Origin of the sequence: Streptococcus sp. S5 (genome assembly GCF_034134805.1) — a bacterium.
Taxonomy (GTDB): domain Bacteria; phylum Bacillota; class Bacilli; order Lactobacillales; family Streptococcaceae; genus Streptococcus; species Streptococcus lingualis.
The window spans coordinates 545,334-568,515 of record NZ_CP139419.1 but is presented as its reverse complement, the minus strand read 5'-3'; the positions used below and the strand labels follow the sequence as shown (position 1 = coordinate 568,515).

Annotated in this window: 20 protein-coding genes; 13 read left to right on the top strand and 7 right to left on the bottom strand. The window is 44.5% G+C overall.

Annotation, left to right across the window (positions count from 1 at the left end; genetic code table 11):
- The first annotated feature begins 26 nt into the window (after positions 1-26).
- Together SM123_RS02595 and SM123_RS02590 are read left to right on the top strand one after the other, a co-directional pair.
- The gene (locus tag SM123_RS02595; protein WP_129299821.1) at positions 27-971 is read left to right on the top strand and encodes a magnesium transporter CorA family protein; all 945 of its coding nucleotides are present in this window, start codon (positions 27-29) and stop codon (positions 969-971) included.
- A gap of 27 nt (positions 972-998) precedes the next feature.
- Positions 999-1,676, top strand: a complete 678-nt coding sequence (locus tag SM123_RS02590) for a DUF1129 domain-containing protein (RefSeq protein ID WP_049482986.1) — start codon at positions 999-1,001, stop codon at positions 1,674-1,676.
- A 34-nt stretch (positions 1,677-1,710) separates the two neighbouring features.
- Here SM123_RS02590 and SM123_RS02585 read toward each other — a convergent pair whose 3' ends face one another.
- The 4 genes from SM123_RS02585 to rpsF all read right to left on the bottom strand — a co-directional run bounded on the left by SM123_RS02585 (position 1,711) and on the right by rpsF (position 3,578).
- Complete coding sequence (locus tag SM123_RS02585; protein ID WP_049482988.1) at positions 1,711-2,232, bottom strand: GNAT family N-acetyltransferase; 522 nt, start codon at positions 2,230-2,232, stop codon at positions 1,711-1,713.
- 256 nt (positions 2,233-2,488) lie between these two features.
- The gene (rpsR, locus tag SM123_RS02580) at positions 2,489-2,728 is read right to left on the bottom strand and encodes a 30S ribosomal protein S18 (protein ID WP_000068664.1); all 240 of its coding nucleotides are present in this window, start codon (positions 2,726-2,728) and stop codon (positions 2,489-2,491) included.
- A gap of 41 nt (positions 2,729-2,769) precedes the next feature.
- Positions 2,770-3,267, bottom strand: coding sequence for a single-stranded DNA-binding protein (locus SM123_RS02575; protein ID WP_003008622.1), 498 nt, complete (start codon positions 3,265-3,267; stop codon positions 2,770-2,772).
- A gap of 20 nt (positions 3,268-3,287) precedes the next feature.
- Positions 3,288-3,578, bottom strand: coding sequence for a 30S ribosomal protein S6 (gene rpsF / locus SM123_RS02570; protein ID WP_003005040.1), 291 nt, complete (start codon positions 3,576-3,578; stop codon positions 3,288-3,290).
- 303 nt (positions 3,579-3,881) lie between these two features.
- Between rpsF and SM123_RS02565 the strand changes: the two genes are divergently transcribed.
- Genes SM123_RS02565 through SM123_RS02555 form a run of 3 tightly spaced genes read left to right on the top strand, consistent with a single transcriptional unit; the run spans position 3,882 to position 6,211 of the window.
- Positions 3,882-4,934, top strand: coding sequence for a bifunctional glycosyltransferase family 2/GtrA family protein (locus SM123_RS02565; RefSeq protein ID WP_320909773.1), 1,053 nt, complete (start codon positions 3,882-3,884; stop codon positions 4,932-4,934).
- Positions 4,921-5,823, top strand: a complete 903-nt coding sequence (locus tag SM123_RS02560) for a phosphodiester glycosidase family protein (RefSeq protein ID WP_320909772.1) — start codon at positions 4,921-4,923, stop codon at positions 5,821-5,823. Before SM123_RS02565 ends, SM123_RS02560 begins: the two co-directional genes overlap by 14 nt.
- Complete coding sequence (locus SM123_RS02555) at positions 5,804-6,211, top strand: hypothetical protein (protein WP_049482999.1); 408 nt, start codon at positions 5,804-5,806, stop codon at positions 6,209-6,211. Before SM123_RS02560 ends, SM123_RS02555 begins: the two co-directional genes overlap by 20 nt.
- Before the next feature lie 64 nt (positions 6,212-6,275).
- On the opposite strand, the gene SM123_RS02550 is transcribed toward SM123_RS02555, so the two are convergent.
- The 3 genes from SM123_RS02550 to hutI all read right to left on the bottom strand — a co-directional run bounded on the left by SM123_RS02550 (position 6,276) and on the right by hutI (position 12,697).
- Positions 6,276-8,384 (bottom strand): surface-anchored 5'-nucleotidase, encoded by a 2,109-nt coding sequence (locus tag SM123_RS02550; protein WP_195424388.1) that lies wholly within the window; start codon positions 8,382-8,384, stop codon positions 6,276-6,278.
- Positions 8,385-8,773: 389 nt separating this feature from the next.
- Entirely contained in the window at positions 8,774-11,158 is a 2,385-nt protein-coding gene (locus SM123_RS02545) for a phosphoketolase family protein (RefSeq protein WP_320909771.1), read from the bottom strand.
- A 291-nt stretch (positions 11,159-11,449) separates the two neighbouring features.
- Positions 11,450-12,697 carry an imidazolonepropionase gene (gene hutI / locus SM123_RS02540; protein WP_320909770.1) on the bottom strand — a complete coding sequence of 416 codons (1,248 nt, stop codon included), beginning with the start codon at positions 12,695-12,697 and terminating at the stop codon, positions 11,450-11,452.
- Between the two features lie 199 nt (positions 12,698-12,896).
- On the opposite strand from hutI, the gene SM123_RS02535 reads away from it, so the two are divergent.
- From SM123_RS02535 to hutG, 8 genes are all read left to right on the top strand, one after another.
- Positions 12,897-14,927, top strand: coding sequence for a urocanate hydratase (locus SM123_RS02535; protein ID WP_320909769.1), 2,031 nt, complete (start codon positions 12,897-12,899; stop codon positions 14,925-14,927).
- An 83-nt stretch (positions 14,928-15,010) separates the two neighbouring features.
- On the top strand, positions 15,011-15,910 hold the full coding sequence (gene ftcD / locus SM123_RS02530) for a glutamate formimidoyltransferase (RefSeq protein WP_003008641.1): 900 nt from the start codon (positions 15,011-15,013) through the stop codon (positions 15,908-15,910).
- A gap of 12 nt (positions 15,911-15,922) precedes the next feature.
- A complete protein-coding gene (locus SM123_RS02525; protein ID WP_023919035.1) occupies positions 15,923-16,552 on the top strand; it encodes a cyclodeaminase/cyclohydrolase family protein in 630 nt (209 codons plus the stop codon).
- Positions 16,553-16,587: 35 nt separating this feature from the next.
- Positions 16,588-18,261, top strand: a complete 1,674-nt coding sequence (locus SM123_RS02520; RefSeq protein ID WP_049497965.1) for a formate--tetrahydrofolate ligase — start codon at positions 16,588-16,590, stop codon at positions 18,259-18,261.
- A gap of 15 nt (positions 18,262-18,276) precedes the next feature.
- Complete coding sequence (locus SM123_RS02515) at positions 18,277-18,855, top strand: HutD/Ves family protein (protein WP_031576515.1); 579 nt, start codon at positions 18,277-18,279, stop codon at positions 18,853-18,855.
- A gap of 21 nt (positions 18,856-18,876) precedes the next feature.
- Positions 18,877-20,220 (top strand): APC family permease, encoded by a 1,344-nt coding sequence (locus SM123_RS02510; RefSeq protein ID WP_049471849.1) that lies wholly within the window; start codon positions 18,877-18,879, stop codon positions 20,218-20,220.
- 216 nt (positions 20,221-20,436) lie between these two features.
- Positions 20,437-21,978: a histidine ammonia-lyase gene (gene hutH / locus SM123_RS02505; RefSeq protein WP_031576511.1), complete on the top strand. Its 1,542-nt coding sequence runs from the start codon at positions 20,437-20,439 to the stop codon at positions 21,976-21,978.
- 83 nt (positions 21,979-22,061) lie between these two features.
- A complete protein-coding gene (gene hutG, locus SM123_RS02500; RefSeq protein ID WP_024054987.1) occupies positions 22,062-23,054 on the top strand; it encodes a formimidoylglutamase in 993 nt (330 codons plus the stop codon).
- Positions 23,055-23,182: the final 128 nt, after the last annotated feature.

Here is a 23,182-nt window from a genome sequence, read left to right as displayed (position 1 = left end):
GGTGTAAAAAAACAAGGGGAGGCACCATGAAACAGGTCTTTTTATCGACAACGACTGAATTTAAAGAAATAGAGACACTGGAACCCGGTAGCTGGATCAACCTTGTTAACCCTTCTCAAAGTGAATCGATGGAAATCGCCTCTGCTTTTAATATCGATATTGCCGACTTACGGGCACCACTCGATGCGGAAGAAATGTCCCGTATGACCATCGAAGATGAATATACTTTGATCATCGTAGACGTTCCCATTAAGGAAGAGCGGAACAATCAGACCTACTACGTGACCATTCCGCTAGGGATTATCCTGACAGAAGAGGCTATTATCACGACTTGCTTGGAGAAATTGCCACTTCTCGATATCTTTATCAACCGACGCTTGCGGAATTTCTATACCTTTATGCGGTCGCGCTTTATCTTTCAGATCCTCTATCGCAACGCTGAACTGTACTTGTCTGCACTTCGTACCTTGGATCGCAAAAGCGAACAGATTGAAACCCAATTGCACAAATCAACGCGTAATGAAGAGCTGATTGAGTTGATGGAGTTGGAAAAAACCATCGTCTACTTTAAGGCCTCTCTGAAAACCAATGAGCGCGTGATCAAGAAATTGACCAGTGCTACTAGTAACATCAAGAAATACCTAGAAGACGAGGATCTGTTGGAAGATACCTTGATCGAAACCCAGCAGGCCATCGAGATGGCAGATATTTATGGAAATATCCTGCACTCCATGACCGATACCTTCGCATCGATCATCTCCAACAACCAGAACAACATCATGAAGACCCTGGCCCTCGTTACCATTGTCATGTCCATTCCGACCATGATCTTTTCGGCCTACGGGATGAACTTCAAGGACAATGAGCTTCCGCTCAATGGCGAACCTCATGCCTTCTGGCTGATTATTTTCATCGCCTTTGCCCTGACCGGGTCTCTCGTCGTCTACCTCATCCATAAAAAATGGTTCTAACCAAACTTGTACATCAAAGGAGTAACTATGTCTCACACCGACCTTCATCAACTTAGTAAGAAAAATCTAGAATTTATCCGGATCGCCAAACACCAATTGCTTGAAAACGGAAAGACAGAGGAAGAAGCAGAAAGCCTCATCCAAGAAATTCTTCCAGCTATCCATGAAAACCAAGGGAAAGGAATTCCGGCACGGACCCTTTTTGGAGCTCCAACTGTATGGGCGAACTCTTTCAGCGAGAAAGAGCGCTATGAAAAAGAGCATCCGAAATTAAACGATGCTCCCTCTCTCATGATTTTGGATTCCTTCCTCTTTATCTTTGGTGTTTTTGCTGCGATTAGCGCCTTTATGAACTTGGTTGCACCACGTCGTACTGGCTATGGGTTGATCACCTTGATTCTTGGAAGTTTGACAGGGGCCCTGCTCTTGTACCTTATGTACTACTTCTTCTATCAGTATATGGATGGTACCAAAGATCGTAGCGAACGTCCTTCTCTTTGGAAATCTATGCCGATTCTTGTCGGAGTCATGTTCCTTTGGGTCATTGTCTTGTCCTTTACTTCCTTACTCCCACAGGTTCTCAACCCAACTATTCCAGATGTTTTTGCCATCGTTTTAGGTGCTTTAGCACTTGTCCTTCGTTTCTACCTCAAGAAACGCTTTAATATTAAAAGCTCGAGCACAGCACCCGCAACTCGACGCTAAAAAGAAACGGATGAAGTTTTCATCCGTTTTTGTTTTACTGTATTTCCCTGTTCAATCTTTTTGAAAAATAGAGGACTAAGTCATCATTGTTTTCACAAGAACTGTAAGGGGCCAAGGGGTGATCACTAAACCAAACCCCAGATCCATCTGGGATATAGCCCCGTTTGACATACAGTCTTTGAGCTGGGCCATAACCCGAGTGTAAACCAACCCCTAAAGTAACAATCTCTGATAGTAGCCGGACTCTTTTTTCCGCCTCTTCTAAAAGTTGATTCCCAATTCCTCGATTTCTAAACGGCTCAAAAACATTAAAATCAGATAGTTCAGGATAGACTCCCACGAAAGGGCCGTGCTTGGCAACAGGCAATATAGTGATATAACCTGCCACAAATCCATCCGACTCAGCTACTAATACGTCCCTCTCTCTATTCTCCTGTTCCTGAAAATAGCTAGTCAGGATATCCTCTCTACCTGGCCACCCTTGGTGGATAAAGGCTTTAGAGATGTGCTCAATATCTGCCTTTATCATCCTCCTGATGATTACACCTTCCTTCATGTTGCGCTCCTTGATACCTTTTTCTTCATCATTATAGCATAATTAGAGCTTGAGAAAGGTCAAAGAGCTTCACACGGACCTAACTCACTACCACATTTCTATGCTCGCAAAAAAAGATCCAAAGGGTCTGAAAAAGAGGTCCACCGGACCTCAACTCGCTCTTACATTTCCACGCTCGTGAAAAAAAGACCCGTTAGGGTCTTACTCGCTTTTTTATTTTCAAGCTCGTGAAAAAGAGGTCCACTGGACCTCTTTTTTAATCTTCGTTTACGAAAGGCATCAAAGCCATTACGCGAGCGCGTTTGATAGCTGTTGTTACTTTACGTTGGTTCTTCGCTGAAGTTCCAGTTACACGACGAGGAAGGATTTTCCCACGTTCTGAAACGAAACGGCTAAGAAGCTCAGTATCTTTGTAATCGACATATTCGATTTTGTTTGCTGCGATGTAATCAACTTTTTTACGGCGTTTGAATCCGCCACGACGTTGTTGAGCCATGTTTAATTCTCCTTTATAGTTTTAATTCGTTAAACCCATTCTTAGAATGGAAGATCGTCGTCTGAGATATCCATTGGATTCGCTCCAAATGGATTTTCTTCACGACCAAAGTTTGGCGCTGCATTGCTTGGTTCAGATCCACCAAAACTTGGGGTTGCATTTCCAGCAAAACCACCGTTGCCTGATGAATAGCCACCACCTGCATGCCCTTCGCGTGCTGCACGGCTTTCCAATAGTTGGAAGCTGTCTGCTACGACTTCAGTGACATAAACACGTTGACCTTGCTGGTTTTCGTAATTACGTGTTTGAATGCGACCGGTAATCCCAATCAAAGCACCTTTCTTAGCCCAGTTGGCTAAGTTTTCTGCTTGCTGACGCCAGATCACACAGTTGATGAAATCGGCTTCGCGCTCTCCATTTTGACTCTTGAAGTTGCGGTTGACAGCTAGGCTGAAAGTAGCAACTGCTTGATTGCTTGGAGTGTAGCGAAGTTCAGCATCACGGGTCATACGACCGACAAGTACAACATTGTTAATCATAAGTCACCTCTGATGATTTCTTACGCGTCAACTTTTACGATCATGTGACGAAGAATGTCACCGTTGATTTTTGAAAGACGGTCGAACTCGTTAAGAGCTACAGCGTCGTTCGCTTCAACGTTTACGATGTGGTAAAGTCCTTCACGGAAATCTTGGATTTCGTATGCAAGACGACGTTTTTCCCAATCTTTTGATTCAACAACAGTTGCACCGTTGTCAGTCAAGATAGAATCGAAACGTGCTACCAAAGCGTTTTTAGCTTCTTCTTCAATGTTTGGACGAATAATATAAAGAATTTCGTATTTAGCCATTGATAATGTTCCTCCTTTTGGACTAATGACCCCCTGTCTTTGCAAGGGGTAAGTGAGGTTTACTCACAAGAAACTATTATACCAGACTTTTCGAACAAAGGCAAGAATTATCTTTAGGATTTGAAAAATGATTCTGGACGTCCCCTTCGAGAAAAAAGAAAGAAATGTCCTAAAATATGACATTTTATAGAAAAAACTCTTTCCCTTCTTTCTCCTCTTTCCTTAAAGAAAACTGATATCAGTTAGCTTTAAGCTTGAGTCTTTATACTAGCTACAACAAATCTCAAGAAACGAGGAACGATTATGAATTATCTTATCATCCCCGCCTATCAACCAGATCTGAATCTTGTCAAACTGGTTCGCTTGGTCCACGCTAAGAGCGATCTCCACATCATCGTTGTCGACGATGGGAGTGACGCTGACAAGAAAGTAATTTTTGACAAATTAGAGGGTCTTGCGACAGTTCTGACTCATGAGCACAACCAAGGAAAAGGGCAAGCTCTCAAGACTGCTTATGCCTACATCCTAGAAAGAGGTACCTATGGAAGCATTGTTACAGCTGATGCAGACGGTCAGCACAAAATTTGGGATATTTTCAGGGTTGTTAACCAATCTCAAGAGCATCCTGGAGCACTTATTCTAGGAGCACGCGCCTTCTCTGGAAAAGTTCCTTTGCGTTCTGCTTTCGGGAATAAATTGACCCGCTTCTTGTTTAAGCAACAAACCGGAGTGGCGGTCAGCGATACCCAAACAGGCTTACGGGCTTTCACTACGAATCTCTTGCCTTTCATGCTTGAGGTTGAAGGACAGCGCTATGAGTATGAGATGAATGTTCTCCTTGCAGCAAGCAAGTCCTTCCCCATCGTGGAAGTTCCCATCGAGACGGTCTACATCAATGACAACGAAGGCTCCCACTTCCGACCTATTCGAGATGGCCTCATGATCTACAAGGACATGTTCAAGTTTGCCCTCTCCTCTCTGAGTAGTTTTATCGTTGACTATCTGGTCTACGCCTTCTTCCTCTTCGTGATGATGGCCGTGCCCATTAGTCTACGTATTCTCCTAGCCAATGGGATCGCTCGTGTAACGAGTTCCATCTTTAACTACTCGACCAATAAGCACCTAGTCTTTAAGAACAAAGACAGCGTCGCTAAAACTGGAAGTGGCTACTTTGGCCTAGCTCTTGGCCTCTTTATTCTCGATACGCTCTTGATTCGACTCTTCTATACTGCTTTCGGGCTCAATCTCCTGATCAGTAAGATTGTTGTCGGCTTCCTCCTCTTTCTGGTCTCATGGGTGATCCAGAAAAAAGTGATCTTCAAAGAAAGGACTGCTCCCCACCATGAAATTCTTTAAAAAATCCTACACCTATGCTGCCTGCTTTGGCCTTCTTTTGACCAGCAGTTTTAGCTACTCGATGCTCAAGACCTTTGTCTTATCCGATGCCATCCAAACTGTAAAAGCTACGACTACGGACACCAAGGCAGCCAAAAAAGCAGCTGCATCGGCTACAACGACCGATACTAGCTATTCAGATGACAATATCCAGGTGAGCCTAACAGAAAAAACGGTTGAAAATACCCAGGTTTACATCGCAGATATCACAGTCAGCTCATCTGACTACCTCAAAACAGCCTTTGCACAAAATACTTACGGAACCAACGTGACTGCTAAGACCTCTGTCACAGCCGCCAACAACAGTGCCATTCTGGCAGTGAATGGTGACTATTACGGGGCTAACAGTACAGGATACGTCATCCGAAATGGAGTGGTCTACCGAGATACCGTTCGGGAAGATTCAAGCAATGGGGACCTAGCCATTTACAAGGATGGATCCTTCAAAATTATCTACGAAGATGAGATCTCTGCGGATCAATTGGTCAAGGACGGGGTCGTCAATCTCCTCGCTTTCGGTCCTTCCTTAGTTGAAAATGGAGAAATTACCATCGATACCAACTCAGAGGTCGGGCAATCTATGGCATCCAACCCACGGACAGCGATTGGGATCATCGATGAAAACCACTACATTATCGTCGTGTCAGACGGACGGACTTCAGAAAGTGAAGGGCTTTCTCTCTACCAATTAGCGGAAGTGATGAAATCGTATGGCGTTAAAACAGCCTACAACCTGGATGGGGGTGGATCTTCTACCCTTTACTTCAATGGCCAAGTCATTAACAAACCAACAACAAATGGTACTATCTCAGAAAGGGCGGTGAGTGACATTGTCTACATCGGTTACTAATCCTATTAAACAACGGTTGAAAAAAACGATTCTCTGGTACACTCTGATTTCAGCTTTCTTCTTTGTCGGAAGTCGCATCTATGAACACTTTAGTTTTGGCGAAACCTCTGCCTTCATGCACTACCTCTTCTTGATTCCTTTGATCGGTGGCGCCCTACTAGTGCTTCTACAGTTGATGGTGAAAGGCCTCTCTCGCCTGAGTCTCAATCTTTGGAATTCAGGAGTGGCTACGCTAACAGCCGGAGCCCTCTACCGAGGGATTGTCAACCTCTCTGGTCGATCTACCACAATGGATCAACCCTATTATTACCTTGGAGTCGCCTTTCTAGCACTAGCTCTGATCAGCCTCTTCTTTGTCCGCAGTGTCTGGGTGGAGAAAACAGCCTAAGATCAAAAACGTCCGTTTCTTTATAGAACGGACGTTTTTTAGGGTAAGTTAACGGATGAAGAACTTAGCCTTCGCGTTTTTTGCTGGCTACAAAGCCTGCTAAAGCTAGTGAGGTCATGCCAAAGAGGCTAAGGACGGTTGAAGCCAATTCTTCTTGACCTGTTTTTGGAAGACCGGTTGCTGGTGTAGCAACTACTTCCGCTTGACCACCTGTATGATAAGTGACAGCGACTGGTTTGTTTGTTGCCACTTCTTTTGTTTCGCTTGCAGCTGGTTGAGCTGGGCTTACTGGGCTTTCAGGTTGAGGAGTTGGGGTAACAGGAGACACTGGAGCTACAGGATGAACTGGATTTACAGGACTTACTGGATCAACTGGCGCTGGCTGTGGTTCTGGAGTTGGTTGAGGTTGTGGTTGTGGTTCTGGAGTTGGTGTTTCTTCTTCCACTTTTTCCACAAAGGTCTTATTGCCCAAGATTGAAGCAGACAACTTCTTCCCTGCCTTATTCACATCTTCGATGTATTGGATAAAGACTTCAGTATCTGGATTAATCGCACCGATCAATTTTGTATCGCGGAAGACTGAGAAGCCATCTCCGCCACCATACAAGAAGTCGTTGATAATCGCCTTGTAGGTCTTGTTGCGATCAATTTCAGTTCCATCTGCCTTGTAAGCTTTCACGACCTTATATGGATTTTCTTCTGTTGCATCAGCTGGTTTCGTATAGGTGTACTTGATCCCTGCCATTTGCAAGAAGTAAAGCTCTTTCTCATCATATTGTTGGTCCAATGCCTTGTAGATTTGGTCTCCAGTAATTTCAACTACTTGAAGGATATTTCCAAATGGTTGCACCGCTTGAGCTGCACCCCAAGTTACTGTTCCGTCTGGTTTCACCACGAGGTCTGCACGGATTCCTCCATTGTTGGTGAAGGCAAAGTCAACATCCGGATAACCTGATTTTTTGGCAATATCTAGTTGCGCTGCTGTGACCAAATCTCCAACAGCACTTTCTTTTTGCGCATTCAACTCACGGGTAATATTTTCAGCCTTGTCTGCTGTACCGATTTTTGCTTCTGTTACCTTTTTAACCGTCGCATTGGCGTCATCGATGATCGCTTGAACCTTGGCATCTTTTGCTTTGCCTTTCGATGGATCCACCGCAATAATTTTAGCAGTTGGAGCTTTGACAAAGTCAGCTGTATCTGTATCTAGGACCCCACGGACATCCGAGTAAGCTTTCCCTTGAGAGGTACCTTGAACGATCAAGGTATTTCCAACCATCCCGTTTGTATATTGGTGGTTGTGACCTGCAAAGACGATATCCACTGAGTTTTCAGGATAGATTTGGTTTAATTTTTTGATCATATCTGCAGCAGGACCTTCTGCTACACCATTCTTACTAGTGGCAGCAACGTGGGCCAAGACAGCGATAGCATGCACACCTTGGTCATTTAATTCACGCGCATATTTAGCAATCGATTCTGCTTCATCCAAAACACGGTATTGTTCGTGATTTTTACGCAAAACAAGATTTGGGAATTCTGTCGTAACAACCCCGATAAATCCGACCTTAACGGTCTTGTCGTTGACTGGGATTTCTTTGATGGTATAAGGTTTCCAGTCAAATGGGATTTTATTGGTATCTTTGTCAACCAAGTTGGCAATTACAACTTCTTGTTTTGAAGCTTCATGAGGATACTCATCGACGATCTTATTGAATTGACCAGGTGTTGGGGCTTCTCCCTTCATGATCCGGTTGAATTCACCAAGTCCTTCGTCAAACTCGTGATTACCAAGAGTTCCGTATTCAAAGTTCATTTCATTGAAGACTTTTACAGTTGGTTCATCTTGAAGGAGGGCAGAGTTGGCTGGACTAGCGCCAACCATATCTCCCGCTTGCACACGGATGCTGGCATTAGGCGTTCCTGCATTCTCTGTTTCAAAGTCTTTTTGCGAATCGTTCAAATAGGTTGCCAAAAGTGGGGCTGTTCCTGCGTTTTTCACAGTTTCACCTTCTAAACGAGCTGTCCCTGTTTGTTCCAAGGCACCGTGGAAGTCATTGACGCCCATAAACTGCACGGGCAATTCGTCTGCAAAAACGCTATTGATCGCAAAAACACTAAGACCCGCAGCGACCGCTAGGATACTGCTTTTCAAGATAATTTTTTTCTTCATAGAATACTCCATTTTCTAATGTAGGATACTTCTCCAAAAAGGAGAACGCAGAACAGTTGATTTGCTGCAATCAGCTCTTCCATTTTACTATTTTTTCGTTTTTACTTCAATATTTTCCTGGAAACTCTTACAATTTTATTGGAAAACGCTTGATTTCCGAACATCTATTTTCAGTCTCTTCCTTTTGTTACTTGCTGTTCATCACAAAAGAGGCTGGGACAAAAGTCCTAGCCTCTCAATTATTTTTGGATTGTCGAGCAAGACGCAGTGGTTGAGTGGGCTCTACTACGCTGATTTCATCAGCTTTTACAGCCCTACTCAACTGTGCGGAGGTGGGACGACGAAATCGAATTCTAACGAATTACCGATTTCTGTCCCACTCTCTTTTCTTATTTATTCACGTTTTCCCATTTCCAGTTTTGAACTTCTGGAATGTCGTCTCCGTTTTCACGGATGTAGTCATGGTGGAAGGCGATTGTTTCATCCATTTGAGCTGCGAATTCAGCTGCTTCTGCTCCAAGAGCTGCATTAGCTGCATCTTGTGCCAAGTGGAAGCGATCCAACTCAGACATCACACGCATATCAAATGGTGTGGTGATATCCCCGTTTTCACGGTAACCATGCACACGAAGGTTATGGTTGTAACGGTTGAAGAAGATATCACGGATCATGCCTTCGTAACCATGGAAGGCAAAGATGACTGGTTTATCAGTTGTGAAGACTTTGTCGAACTCTTCATCTGAAAGTCCACGCGCATCAACGGATGGGTGACGCAATTTCAAGATGTCGATAACGTTGACAAAGCGGATCTTCAATTCTGGGAAGGCTTTGTGCAAGATTGTAATGGCAGCAAGAGCTTCTAGGTTTGGCTCAGTACCCGCGGCTGCAATAACAAGATCTGGCTCTTCATCTGCTGAAACAGTTGATGCCCAATCGATCACCTTGTATCCTTCACGAACCAATTCTTCTGCTTCAGCTGCTGAGTAGAATTGCGGACGTGGGTGTTTAGAAGAAACGATCAAGTTGATCACATCTTCTCCCTTGAAGGCTTCATCCATCACTGCAAGCAAGCTATTGGTATCTGCTGGCAAGTACTCACGGATATATTCAGGAGTTTTTTCTGCCAAGTGAGTCAAGATACCTGGATCTTGGTGAGTGTAACCATTGTGGTCTTGTTGGAAGACAGTTGAAGTTGCAATCAAGTTCAAGGCTGGGTAGTTTTTACGCCATGTTGTATGTGTCTTAGACTTACGCAACCATTTGAAGTGTTGAGTGATCATAGAATCCACAACACGAAGGAAGGATTCGTAAGAAGCGAAGAATCCATGACGACCTGTCAAGACATATCCCTCAAGCATTCCTTCTGCTTGGTGCTCTGACAATTGAGAGTCAATGACACGACCAGCAGGGCTCAAGGCTTCATCGTAGTCTGGTTTCATACGTCCTAACCATTGACGGCTTGTCCGTGTGAAGACTTCTTGAAGACGGTTTGATTTGGTTTCGTCTGGACCGAAGATACGGAAGTTATCTGGGTTCGCATCTACTAAGTCTGCCGCATACTTACCAAATTCGATCATGTCTTGAGCCATGATTTCACCTGGTGTGTTGAATTGAAGGGCATGTTTCTTCCAATCAGCTGTGTTCATTGGTTTGATCACACCAGCATTTGTGATTGGGTTCATCGCCATGCGACGGTCACCTTTTGGTGCAATTTCAGCAATTTCAGGAACTAGTTTACCAGTTTCGTCGAACAATTCAGCTGGACGGTAAGATTCCAACCATGAAAGAAGAGCATCAACATGCTCCATGTGGTGAGCATCTACTGGGATTGGCACTTGGTGCGCACGGAATCCACCCTCGATTGGTGTGCCTTCCCATGCTTTTGGACCAGTCCAACCTTTAGGAATACGAGCAATCAAGACAGGGTAAACTGGTTGAGTTGCTTCTTCAGCAGAACCTTTACGAGCTTCTGCTTGGACTTTCTTGATTTCTTCAATTGCTTCGTCCAATTTTTCAGCGAACAAAGCGTGTGCAGCTTCGTGGTCTTCTGAAATTGCAGTGACATTCGCAAAGATTGGTTTCCAACCAAGACCTTCAAAGAAGAGGGCCAATTCTTCGTCTGTTTTGCGTTCGAAGATGGTTGGGTTGTGGATCTTCCCACCATTGAGGTAGAAGATTGGAAGGATAGCCCCATCGTTGACTGGGTTCAAGAAGGTATTTGACAACCAACCAGCCATCAATGGACCTGTTTCTCCTTCACCGTCACCGATAACTGTGGCAGCAATCACATCTGGATTATCCAATACAGCACCAGCAGCGTGAGAAAGGGCATAACCAAGTTCTCCACCTTCGTGGATAGATCCTGGTGTTTCAGGCGCTGCGTGAGAAGCGATTCCTCCTGGGAATGAGAAGATCTTACACAAGTGTTTGAAGCCTTCTTCATTTTGTGGGATGTTTGGATTTAATTCAGTATAAGAACCATCTAAGTATGAGTTAGATACCATTACTTGTCCACCGTGACCTGGTCCTTCAATGTAGAACATATCCAAGTCGTATTTGTTGATGGCACGGTTCAAGTGAGCATAGATAAAGTTTTGCCCTGGTACAGTTCCCCAGTGTCCGATTGGGTGAGCCTTCAAGTCATTTTCAACGACTTCGCGCTTCAACAATGGGTTATCTTTCAAGTACATTTGAGCAGCTGAAATGTAGTTGGCTGCACGCCACCAAGCGTCTACTTTATCCAAGTAAGCTTTGCTGTTATAATCGACAGTCATCTTGTCTCCTCACAATTTCTAGACAGGTCTGTTGGACAACCTGTTCGTTTGATGAATAATTTAAACAATCTGTTTTCAAGTCAAACAGATGATATTGAAGAAAATATTCAATATTACTTCTATTCTATCAAGAATTTCCCTTTTTGTACATTAGAAAGTAAGAAAAATATTCTTTGAACGTCAAATTTTAATTTCCCACTAAAGTGGTTCCATTCCCTACAGGGATACGTTTTAAAAAAAGACTTTGCTGATTTTTGCAAACCAGCAAAGTCCCAAATGAAATGGAGTCAGTTAAATGACTTTTTGACCTTTCTTGTAGACATCTGTCACGAGATTTGTCGCAAAGAAATAGAAGAGATAATCTAGATTTGGTGCGTCAAAGATGGTAATGTCGGCCTGTTTGCCAACATCGAAAGAGCCGATTGTTTTAGCACGATCAACTGAATAGGCCGCATTGATGGTCACTGCATTGAGAATTTCTACTGGAGTTAGGCGCATCATGAAGCAACCTAGATGCATGGCAAACTGGAGATTGGCTGTTGGACAAGACCCTGGGTTGCTATCTGTTGTCAGGGTGATGGCCATGCCAGCGTCCAACATCTTACGAGCCGGTGCATAGGTATCTTCCATGAGGCTGAAGGTTGTAGCTGGTAATAGATTGCCGATGACTTTGGCTTTTGCTAGTTTTTGAATACCTTCATCGGTAATCACCATCAAGTGTTCTGCGCTGGTAGATTCCAATTCAGCCGCCACATCAACACCACCAATGGACTCGATCTCATCGGCATGAATCCGTAGCTTGAAGCCCATCTCCTTAGCTTTTGAAAGAAGATAGCGAGATTCATCTGCTGTAAAGACACCTTTTTCACAGAAGATATCACAGAACTCAGCTAGTTTTTCTTCCTTCACTTTGGGAAGCATTTGTTCCACAATGAGATCTAAATATTCTTGGGAACGACCCTTGTACTCTGTTGGGATCGCATGGGCTGCCATAAAGGTTGATACCAGATCAATTTCATGGTCACGGTCCAAGGCAGCTACTACATCTAGTTGGCGTTTTTCAGTTTCCCAATCCAAACCATAGCCACTCTTGGCTTCGACAGTAGTCACCCCATGACGCAACATGTAATCCAACAGTCGTTTGGACTTGTCATAGAGATTGTCAAAAGAAGCTTCCCGTGTCGCCCGAACCGTGCTCAGAATTCCACCGCCTTGGGCGAGGATGTCTAAGTAAGAAACACCCGCTAATTTTTTCGCAAATTCATGTTCACGACTACCTCCATAGACCAAGTGAGTGTGGCAGTCAATTAAACCAGGAGTCGCAACTTTTCCTTCACAGGATTTGACTTCCGTATGGTCATCGATCAGTTCTGGATCTGGTTGACCTGTCCCAACTGCAAGAATCTTTCCATCTTTAATGGCGATATAAGCATCGGAAAGAATTGTTGCCTCTGCCATCTCCTTGCCATAGAGAGGATGGCCTAGATCATTTGGACAAAACAATTGGTTAAAGTGGGTTAATAGGATATCAGCAGACATATGAAACATTCCTTTCTATTTCCATTGTTATTCATTTTACAATTCTACAGGAAAAGCGTCAAAAAAAAGTCAAAAAGTTTTTCCCTCATTTTTTTTTGCTTTATTAAAAATTATATTTTTTTTTGACTCTTTATTGACGTTTCTTCGATACAATAAAGAAAATATAAATTCACAGTCCAACTATAAGGAGGGTTCTGCTATGTCATTTATAGACGAGAAAGAAATTGCAGCTGCTATGTCTGTCAAACTTGACTTTGATGTCCTACCTGAAAAGGCGACTTTTCAAGAAGGCATCCGTCGTGCACCTGATAGAGGCTTCCGCTTAACGCAAGCTCAGACTGAAATTGCCCTTAAAAATGCTTTGCGTTACATTCCTAAAAAATTCCACCAAGAGTTGATTCCAGAATTTCTGGAAGAACTGAGAACTCGCGGTCGGATCTATGGCTATCGCTTCCGCCCAAAAGATCGCATCTATGGAAAACCAATCGATGAGTACAAAGGAAAATGCACTGCTGCTAAGGCTATGCAGGTCATGATTGACAACAACTTGAGCTTTGAAATTGCTCTTTATCCATATGAATTGGTCACTTATGGGGAAACAGGATCTGTCTGTGCTAACTGGATGCAATACAACTTGATCAAGAAATACTTGGAAGTGATGACAGAAGACCAAACCTTGGTCGTTGAATCTGGTCACCCTCTTGGCCTCTTTAAATCGAAACCAGAAGCTCCTCGCGTTATCATTACCAACGGTCTCTTGATCGGTGAATATGACAACATGCGCGACTGGGAAATCGCTGAAGAAATGGGAGTAACCAACTACGGTCAAATGACGGCTGGTGGCTGGATGTACATCGGCCCTCAAGGGATCGTTCACGGTACCTTCAACACCCTTCTCAATGCTGGTCGTCTCAAACTCGGTGTGGCTGATGATGGCGACTTGACCGGTAAACTCTTCATTTCATCTGGTCTCGGTGGGATGAGCGGCGCTCAAGGGAAAGCAGCTGAAATTGCAAAAGCGGTTGCCATTGTCGCTGAAGTCGACCGCTCTCGGATCGAAACGCGTCACTCTCAAGGTTGGATTAGCCAAGTGACCGACAGTGCCGAAGAAGCTGTGAAATTGGCTCAAGCAGCACTGGAAGCTGGTGAATCCACTTCGATTGCCTACCATGGTAATATCGTAGACTTGCTTGAATATGTCAATGAACACCAAGTGCACGTTCATCTCTTGTCTGACCAAACCTCTTGCCACAACGTCTATGATGGTGGCTATTGCCCAGTTGGTATCAGCTTTGAAGAACGGACACGTTTGTTGGCAGAAGACAAAGAAACCTTCCATCGTTTGGTAGATGAAACCTTGGCTCGTCACTTCGCAGTGATTAAAGATTTGACTGCTAAAGGCACCTACTTCTTCGACTATGGTAATGCCTTCATGAAATCCGTTTACGACTCAGGCATCAAGGAAATTTCTAAGAATGGTTTGGATGACAAGGACGGCTTCATTTGGCCATCTTATGTAGAAGATATCATGGGACCTATGCTCTTTGACTATGGTTATGGTCCATTCCGTTGGGTCTGCCTCAGCGGTAAACACGAAGACTTGATCGCTACTGACCATGCAGCTATGGAAGCGATCGATCCAACTCGTCGCTACCAAGACCGCGACAATTACAACTGGATCCGCGATGCTGAAAAGAACCAATTGGTGGTTGGTACACAAGCTCGTATCCTCTATCAAGATTGCATGGGCCGTGTCAACATTGCATTGAAATTCAATGAACTCATTCGCCAAGGCAAGATCGGACCGGTCATGATCGGACGTGACCACCACGACGTATCTGGTACAGATGCTCCATTCCGTGAAACATCAAACATCAAAGATGGTTCGAACGTCACTTGTGACATGGCGGTTCAATGTTACGCTGGTAACGCTGCTCGCGGTATGAGTCTCGTCGCTCTCCACAACGGTGGTGGTACTGGTATCGGTAAAGCTATCAACGGTGGATTTGGTCTCGTCCTAGACGGTAGCCACCGGATCGATGAAATCATCAAGTCTGCCATTGCCTGGGACACTATGGGTGGAGTTGCTCGTCGGAACTGGGCACGGAATAACCATGCCATTGAAACAGCGATCGAGTACAACCGTCTCCATGCAGGAACAGACCACATCACCATTCCGTATCTGGCAGATGAAGATTTGGTCAAAGAAGCCGTTCAAAAATTGTTTTAACATCAAAAAATAAAAACTGAGAAAGGGGAGGAAAATGCAAAGACTCCTCCTCCCCAACTTCTCCTATAAAAAGAGGTAATCATATGGCAAAAATTGTTGAGTGTATTCCAAACTTCTCTGAAGGACGCAATCAAGCTGTGATCGACGGATTAGCAGCAACAGCAAAAAGTATTCCAGGTGTCACTTTACTAGACTACTCGTCTGACGCCAGTCACAACCGCAGCGTCTTTACACTCGTTGGGGATGAAGAAAGCATTCAAGAAGTGGCTTTCCAATTGGTGAAATACGCTTCTGAAAACATTGATATGACCAAGCACGAAGGCGAACACCCTCGTATGGGGGCAACAGACGTTTGTCCATTCGTTCCCGTTAAAGATATCACTACAGCTGAATGCGTTGAGATTGCTAACAAAGTAGCCGAACGCATCAATCGTGAATTAGGTATTCCAATCTTCCTTTATGAAGATGCTGCAACTCGCCCAGAACGGAAGAACTTGGCGAAAGTGCGTAAAGGACAATTTGAAGGAATGCCAGAAAAATTGTTGGAAGAAGACTGGAAGCCAGACTACGGTGAACGCAAGATTCACCCAACTGCAGGGGTTACAGCTGTCGGTGTCCGGATGCCACTCGTTGCTTTCAATATCAACCTTGATACAGACGATCTAGAGATTGCCAATAAGATTTCTAAAATCATTCGTGGATCAAGCGGTGGATACAAATACTGTAAAGCGATCGGTGTCATGCTAGAAGATCGCAACATCGCCCAAGTCTCCATCAATATGGTCAACTTGGAACAATTCCCATTGTATCGTGTTGTGGAAACCGTTCGTTTCGAAGCGCAACGCTATGGTGTTCGCATCATCGGAACAGAACTCATTGGACTGGCTCCTGCTAAGGCTTTGATCGACTCTGCTGAATACTACTTACAATTAGAAGACTTTGACTACAGCAAACAAGTCTTGGAAAATCACTTGTTGGGTTAGAAAGGGAGTTCTATGAAACTAGTTGACTTAAGTATTACGGAGTTTGCCAAAGTTCTTGGTTCAGATGCTCCAGCTCCAGGTGGTGGTTCTGCTGCTGCTCTATCTGCTGCGAATGGGATTTCCCTTACAAAAATGGTCTGTGAACTGACCATTGGAAAGAAAAAATACGCAGAATTTGAAGACCACATCAAAGGGGTTCATGAAAAAAGCGCTCAACTCCAAGACCAATTACTAGAAGCCATCGATAAAGATACAGAAGCTTTCAACGTCGTATCAGCTGTCTTTGATCTTCCAAAAGAAACGGAAGAAGAGAAAGCCGCTCGTCGTGAAGCCATGCAAAAAGCTTTGAAACACGCGACAGTATCTCCTTTCTCTATGATGGAGCTCATCGTTGAGGCTCTTGAAACCACCAAAGAAGCTGTTGGCAAGTCCAACACCAATGCGGCTAGTGACCTAGGGGTAGCTGCTCTGAATCTTAAAGCTGGCCTTCAAGGTGCTTGGCTCAATGTCTTGATCAACATTTCAGGAATCAAGGACCAAGACTTCGTCCAAGAATACCATAGCAAGGGACTCGAACTCCTCCAAACCGGTTCTGATCTTGCAGATAACATTTACCAAACCATTTTAGAAAGTCTATCTTAAACCTAGCAAATAAAAATAAAGAAAGAAGGGATTCTATGGTTTTATCGGATATTGAAATCGCCAATTCTGTCCAAATGAAGCCCATCACCGATATCGCTGCTGAACTTGGATTGACCGAAGACGATATTTCGCTCTACGGAAAATACAAGGCAAAAATTGATAGCAACCAACTGGAACAACTCAAGGATAAGGAAGATGGAAAGCTAATCCTCGTGACAGCCATCTCACCAACACCTGCTGGAGAAGGAAAGACAACCACCTCTGTTGGCTTGGTCGATGCTCTTTCAGCTATTGGTGAAAAAGCCGTCATTGCCCTGCGCGAACCTTCTCTTGGCCCTGTTTTTGGGATCAAGGGTGGAGCTGCCGGTGGCGGGTACGCCCAAGTGGTTCCAATGGAAGATATCAACCTTCACTTTACCGGAGACTTCCATGCCATTGGGATTGCCAACAACTTGCTTGCAGCCTTGATTGACAACCACATCCATCACGGCAATGAGTTGGGCATCGATTCTCGTCGCATCACCTGGAAACGGGTGGTCGATATGAACGACCGCCAACTCCGTCATATTGTCGATGGTCTTCAAGGAAAAACAAACGGAGTTCCTCGTGAAGATGGCTTTGACATCACCGTGGCTTCTGAAATCATGGCTATTCTCTGTCTCTCAGAAAATATCCTTGACCTCAAAGAACGCCTCGATCGCATCATTATCGGGTACAACTACCAAGGACAACCAGTCACAGCTAAAGACCTCAAGGCTGGAGGTGCTATGGCAGCCGTCCTCAAAGATGCCATCCATCCAAACTTGGTACAAACCTTAGAACATACTCCTGCTATCATCCACGGCGGACCTTTTGCCAATATTGCTCATGGCTGTAACAGTGTGCTGGCTACTAAACTAGCTCTCAAATATGCAGACTATGTTGTGACAGAAGCTGGTTTTGGAGCAGACTTAGGTGCTGAAAAATTCATTGATATCAAGTGCCGCATTGCCGGACTCAAACCTGCTGCCGTAGTCCTCGTCGCAACCATCCGAGCCCTCAAGATGCATGGTGGAGTTGCCAAAGCAGACTTGGCTACCGAAAATGTCCAAGCCGTTATCGATGGACTACCAAACCTAGACAAACACTTGGCCAACATTCAAGAAGTCTATGGTCTACCAGTGGTCGTTGCCATTAACAAATTCCCACTGGATACAGAAGCAGAGCTAGAAGCTGTCTATGAATCTTGTAAGAAACGCCATGTAGATGTGGTCATTTCAGATGTCTGGGCACATGGTGGAGCTGGTGGTCGTGACTTGGCTGAAAAAGTCATTCAACTGGCTCAAGAAGAAAACCACTTCTCTTATGTCTATGACGAAGAAGACAGCATTGAAACAAAATTGACCAAGATCGTCACAAAAGTCTATGGTGGTAAAGGCATCAGCTTAACACCAGCGGCCAAACGCGAACTCAAAGAATTGGAAGCTCTTGGCTTCTCAAACTACCCAATCTGTATGGCCAAAACCCAATATTCCTTCTCAGACGATGCGAAGAAGATGGGAGCACCAAAAGATTTCACAGTTAAAATCAGTAACCTTAAGGTGGCTGCCGGAGCTGGCTTCATCGTAGCTCTCACTGGTACCATTATGACCATGCCTGGCCTACCTAAAGTTCCTGCCAGTGAAAAGATTGATATCGATGCCCACGGCAATATCACTGGTCTCTTTTAAGAAAGAAGGCGTCCTATGGTGACTCTCCTTCATCTTACCCCCGCAGATTATCAAATTTCTACCTGGTCCGGTGGCCAAACCACCCAACTCTTTCTCTCCCCAGAGGGAGGAAGCTATCCAGATCGGACCTTTGACTTCCGCCTCTCTACTGCAACGGTAGAGGTTGAAAAAAGTAACTTTACCGATCTCACGGGCTACCACCGAATCTTGATGCCCTTGAATGCCTCCATTCGACTCAACCATCAACAGAAAGAAGTGGTTTTGAACCCCTTTCAAAGCTACTTCTTTGATGGGGGAGATCCTGTATCTAGCCAAGGGACTTGTCAAGACTTTAATTTGATTTACAAACCTTCTTATCAGGGGCATATGAGTGCTATATCCCCAAAAGAGAGTGTCAAAAGTCAGAGTCGCTATCAATTGATCTACGCTCTCTGTCCACTAACACTCGAATGGGGAAACAATCATTCTCAAACTCTCCAAACTCACGAGCTCCTGGTGATCGAACAAGCATCTCCTCTTCAAGAGATGACAATCACGTTTTTACCCCATCAGTCTGGGGAGCAACCGATTGCTATCTGGACTGGACTACAATAATGTTCACAAAGGAGAAACATTATGAACGGAGCACATAAACAGTCGATTGAGGAACAAGAAAAAGCGAAATTCAGCTTTAGCGGTGCCACTCTTTACGGTATCAACGCCGTAATCGGATCTGGTATCTTCCTCCTTCCTCAAAAAATTTATTCTGGCCTCGGACCAGCTTCTCTAGCTGTCATGTTCGGGGTTGCCATTCTCGTCATGCTACTATCAGCCTGTCTGGCTGAAACAGCTGGCTACTTCGACAAAAACGGTGGAGCCATGCAATACTCAAAAGCCGCTTTCGGAGACTTCGTTGGCTTTAACGTTGGGATTCTCGGTTGGGCCGTTACTGTTATCGCTTGGGCTGCCATGTTAGCCGGATTTGCTAAGATCTTCATCATCACCTTCCCAGCATTTGAAGGCTACAACCTTCCGATCAGTATCGGTATGCTGATTCTCTTGAGTCTGATGAACATTGCCGGTCTGAAAACCTCTAAGATGTTTACTCTGACAGCTACTGTTGCAAAATTAATTCCAATTGTCCTCTTCTCACTCTTTGCCATCTTCTTCATTCCCGGTGGCGTGAGCAAGGGCAACTTCACACCTTTCCTTCAATTGGAAAGTGGAACAAACCTCTTCAGTTCTATTTCTAGTACAGCCGTCTACATCTTCTACGGTTTCATCGGATTTGAAACCATGTCTATCGTTGCAGGGGAAATGCGCAACCCTGAAAAGAACGTTCCCCGCGCTATTCTAGGTTCTATCAGTATTGTATCTGTTCTCTACATGTTGATCATCGCAGGAACAATCGCCATGCTTGGTGGTCGCATTATGCAAACTGGTGCACCAGTACAAGACGCATTTGTCGAAATGATTGGCCCTATCGGAGCTCCACTCGTTTCTTACGGAGCCCTCATTTCAATCGCCGGTCTAAACATCGGTGAATCCATCATGGTCCCTCGTTTTGGTGCCGCATTAGCAACTGAAAAACTCTTGCCAGAAGGGCTTGGAAAAACAAACTCTAAGAATGCCCCTGTCATTGCCATTATCATTTCTGGTATCTTCGCCTTCTTACTCTTGTTATCTGGCTCTTTCGAAACATTAGCAACCTTCAGTGTTGTCTTCCGTTTCTTCCAATACATTCCAACTGCTTTGGCAGCCATCAAACTCAGAAAAATGTACCCAGACAAAAAGGTTACCTTCCGAGTACCATTTGGTCCTGTTATCCCAGTTCTAGCTGTTGTGATCAGTATCTTGATGATTGCAGGGGACAACCTAATGAACTTTGTTTGGGGTGCCATCGGTCTCGTGATCGCAAGTGGACTCTACTTTGTTTTCCACGGCGATAAACTACATAAATCGAAAACCCTTCCTCACTAATTTTCTTTACACACTAGATGGGAACAGAGACGGGAGTGAAGCTCGGTTTTGCTCCCTAACCCATCTAGGACTCCACGAATGTCAAACCTGAGCCCTTTTCTCTATGACTCCTTTCAATTTTTTTAGATCAATAGACAATGGGCCCATGTTTGGTATTCAAACCGAAGTAAACAACACTACTTCCACAGAACAACTATTCATAATCGGAGGTTTTATATGACTCAATTGATTCATTTAGATGGTAATAGCTTAACACTCGAAGAAGTCATCGCTGTCGCTCGGCACGGTGCCCAATGTGAGCTTGATGAACAAGCCAAAGAAGCCGTTATCGCATCCCGTAAAATCGTTGATGACATTGTCCGGGAAAAACGAGTCGTCTATGGTGTAACCACTGGCTTTGGTTCCCTCTGTAATGTCAGCATCTCTCCAGAAGATACTGTTCAACTGCAAGAAAACCTGATCCGAACTCACTCATCTGGCTTCGGTGATCCACTTCCTGAAGATGCTGTTCGTGCCATCATGCTGATCCGTATCAACTCACTCTTGAAAGGTTATTCTGGCATTCGTCTGTCAACCGTTGAAAAACTGTTAGAATTGCTCAACAAAGGAGTCACTCCTTATATCCCTGAAAAAGGCTCTCTCGGAGCTTCTGGAGACCTTGCTCCTCTTTCTCATATGGTTTTACCAATGTTGGGCCTTGGACGTGCCTACTACAAAGGAGAACTTCTCAGTGGTCAAGAAGCCTTAGATCGTGCTGGAATTGAAAAGATCCAATTAGCTGCCAAAGAAGGGCTTGCCTTGATCAATGGTACGACTGTCCTAACCGGTATCGGTGCTCTTGCGACTTATGATGGTATCCAATTGCTCAAACTCTCTGATATCGCTGGTGCTCTCTCAATGGAAGTTCACAATGGAATTACCAGTCCATTCGAAGAAGACCTTCATTCCATCCGCCCACAAAGTGGACAATTGGCAACTGCTCGCAACATCCGTAACCTTCTTGAAGGAAGTAAGAATACCACTGTTGCGACTCAACAACGGGTACAAGATCCTTATACACTTCGCTGTATCCCTCAAATACATGGAGCCAGCAAGGATTCTATTGCTTACGTAAAAGAAAAAGTTGAAATCGAAATCAACTCTGTCACAGATAACCCAATCATTACCAAAGAAGGACACGTCATCTCAGGAGGTAACTTCCACGGTGAACCAATGGCGCAACCATTTGACTTCTTAGGCATTGCCCTTTCTGAAATTGGGAACGTATCTGAACGTCGGGTGGAACGCTTGGTCAACAGCCAACTCAGTAAATTACCATCCTTCTTAGTCAAACACCCTGGACTCAACTCAGGCTTCATGATTACCCAGTATGCTTGTGCATCCCTTGCATCGGAAAATAAAATTTTGGCTCACCCTGCTAGTGTCGATTCTATTCCATCTTGTGAAAACCAAGAAGATTTCGTCAGCATGGGAACGACTGCCGCTCGTAAAGCAGCAGAAATTCTTAAAAACTCACGTCGCATCGTTGCTACTGAAATCATGGCAGCTTGCCAAGCCTTGGATCTCAAGCCAGAAAATCATGAACTTGGTAAAGGTACAAAACCAGCTTATGAGCTGATTCGTCAAAAACTGAACTTCATTGAATTTGACAAAGATATCGAAATCTTTGAAGAACTTAATAAAGCATCTGCTGTTGTCGAAAGCGAAGAATTCTTAGCAACCATCGAAAAAGCAGTTGACTTAAGCATTCAATACTGATACAGTAAGAATAAAGCAAAAACAGAGGCTGGCGATCTTCTCAGCCTCTGCCTGCTTTCAGAAAAATAAGGGAGGCGACAAGCTTGCTCACAAACTACTATCCAATGACCTACAGCTACTACCAAGGTAGCATCGAGGACAATCCCTACACTGCCAAATGGGGAATGGTCACCAAATTTTTAGACCTGAACGACGAGACCCTCACTCCATTTGAGGGGATGACCTTTGGGATCATCGGCTTTAAGAGCGACAAAGGAGTCTATATCAACAACGGGCGTGTAGGAGCGGTTGAGGGTCCTACAGCCATCCGTTCTCAAATCGCTAAACTTCCATGGCACTGGGGAACCAATGTCACAGTGTATGATGTGGGAAATATTGACGGGCCCAACCATTCACTAGAAGAACTCCAAGAAAGTCTCTCACAAGCGATCCAGCGCATGTACCAATTAGGGATCCAACCTATTGTCCTAGGAGGCGGTCACGGAACTGCTTACGGCCACTATCTAGGGATTCAATCCAGTTTAGAAAAAGATGAACAACTGGCTGTGATCAATCTGGATGCCCACTTTGATTTGCGTCCTTACGACCAAACCGGGCCCAACTCTGGAACAGGTTTTCGTCAAATGGCTGATCATGCGAAAGAAAAAGGGCAGGACTTCCCTTACCTCATCCTTGGGATCCAAGAGCACAATAATAACCTCTTCCTCTTTAATTACGTTGCTAAAACACCAAGTATTGATTTTTTAACTGGCCAAGACCTCTTCCAGATGAGCCACCAAGCCATTCTGGATCGAATCGATCAATTTTTAGAAAACCAAACCGCGATCTATCTGTCTATTGATATGGATTGCTTTGCAGTCGGCTCTGCTCCCGGTGTTAGTGCCATCCAATCACTTGGTGTCGATCCTAAACTGGCCCTCCTGCTTCTCCAACACATTGCTGCCAGTGGCAAACTAATCGGATTTGATGTCGTGGAAGTTTCTCCTCCTCATGACATAGACAACCATACTTCAAACCTTGCTGCGACCTTTATCTTTTACTTGACCCAAATATTGGCGCAACAAAAACTGAACTAAGAAGATTTCTACACACATAAAAAGCATAGAAACACTCATTGCTAGGGTATTTCTATGCTTTTTCTTCGTTTTCAGACACAATGATCTTTGCCTGAAAGGAGGCATGGCCTCTTATCCTTCACTTATGA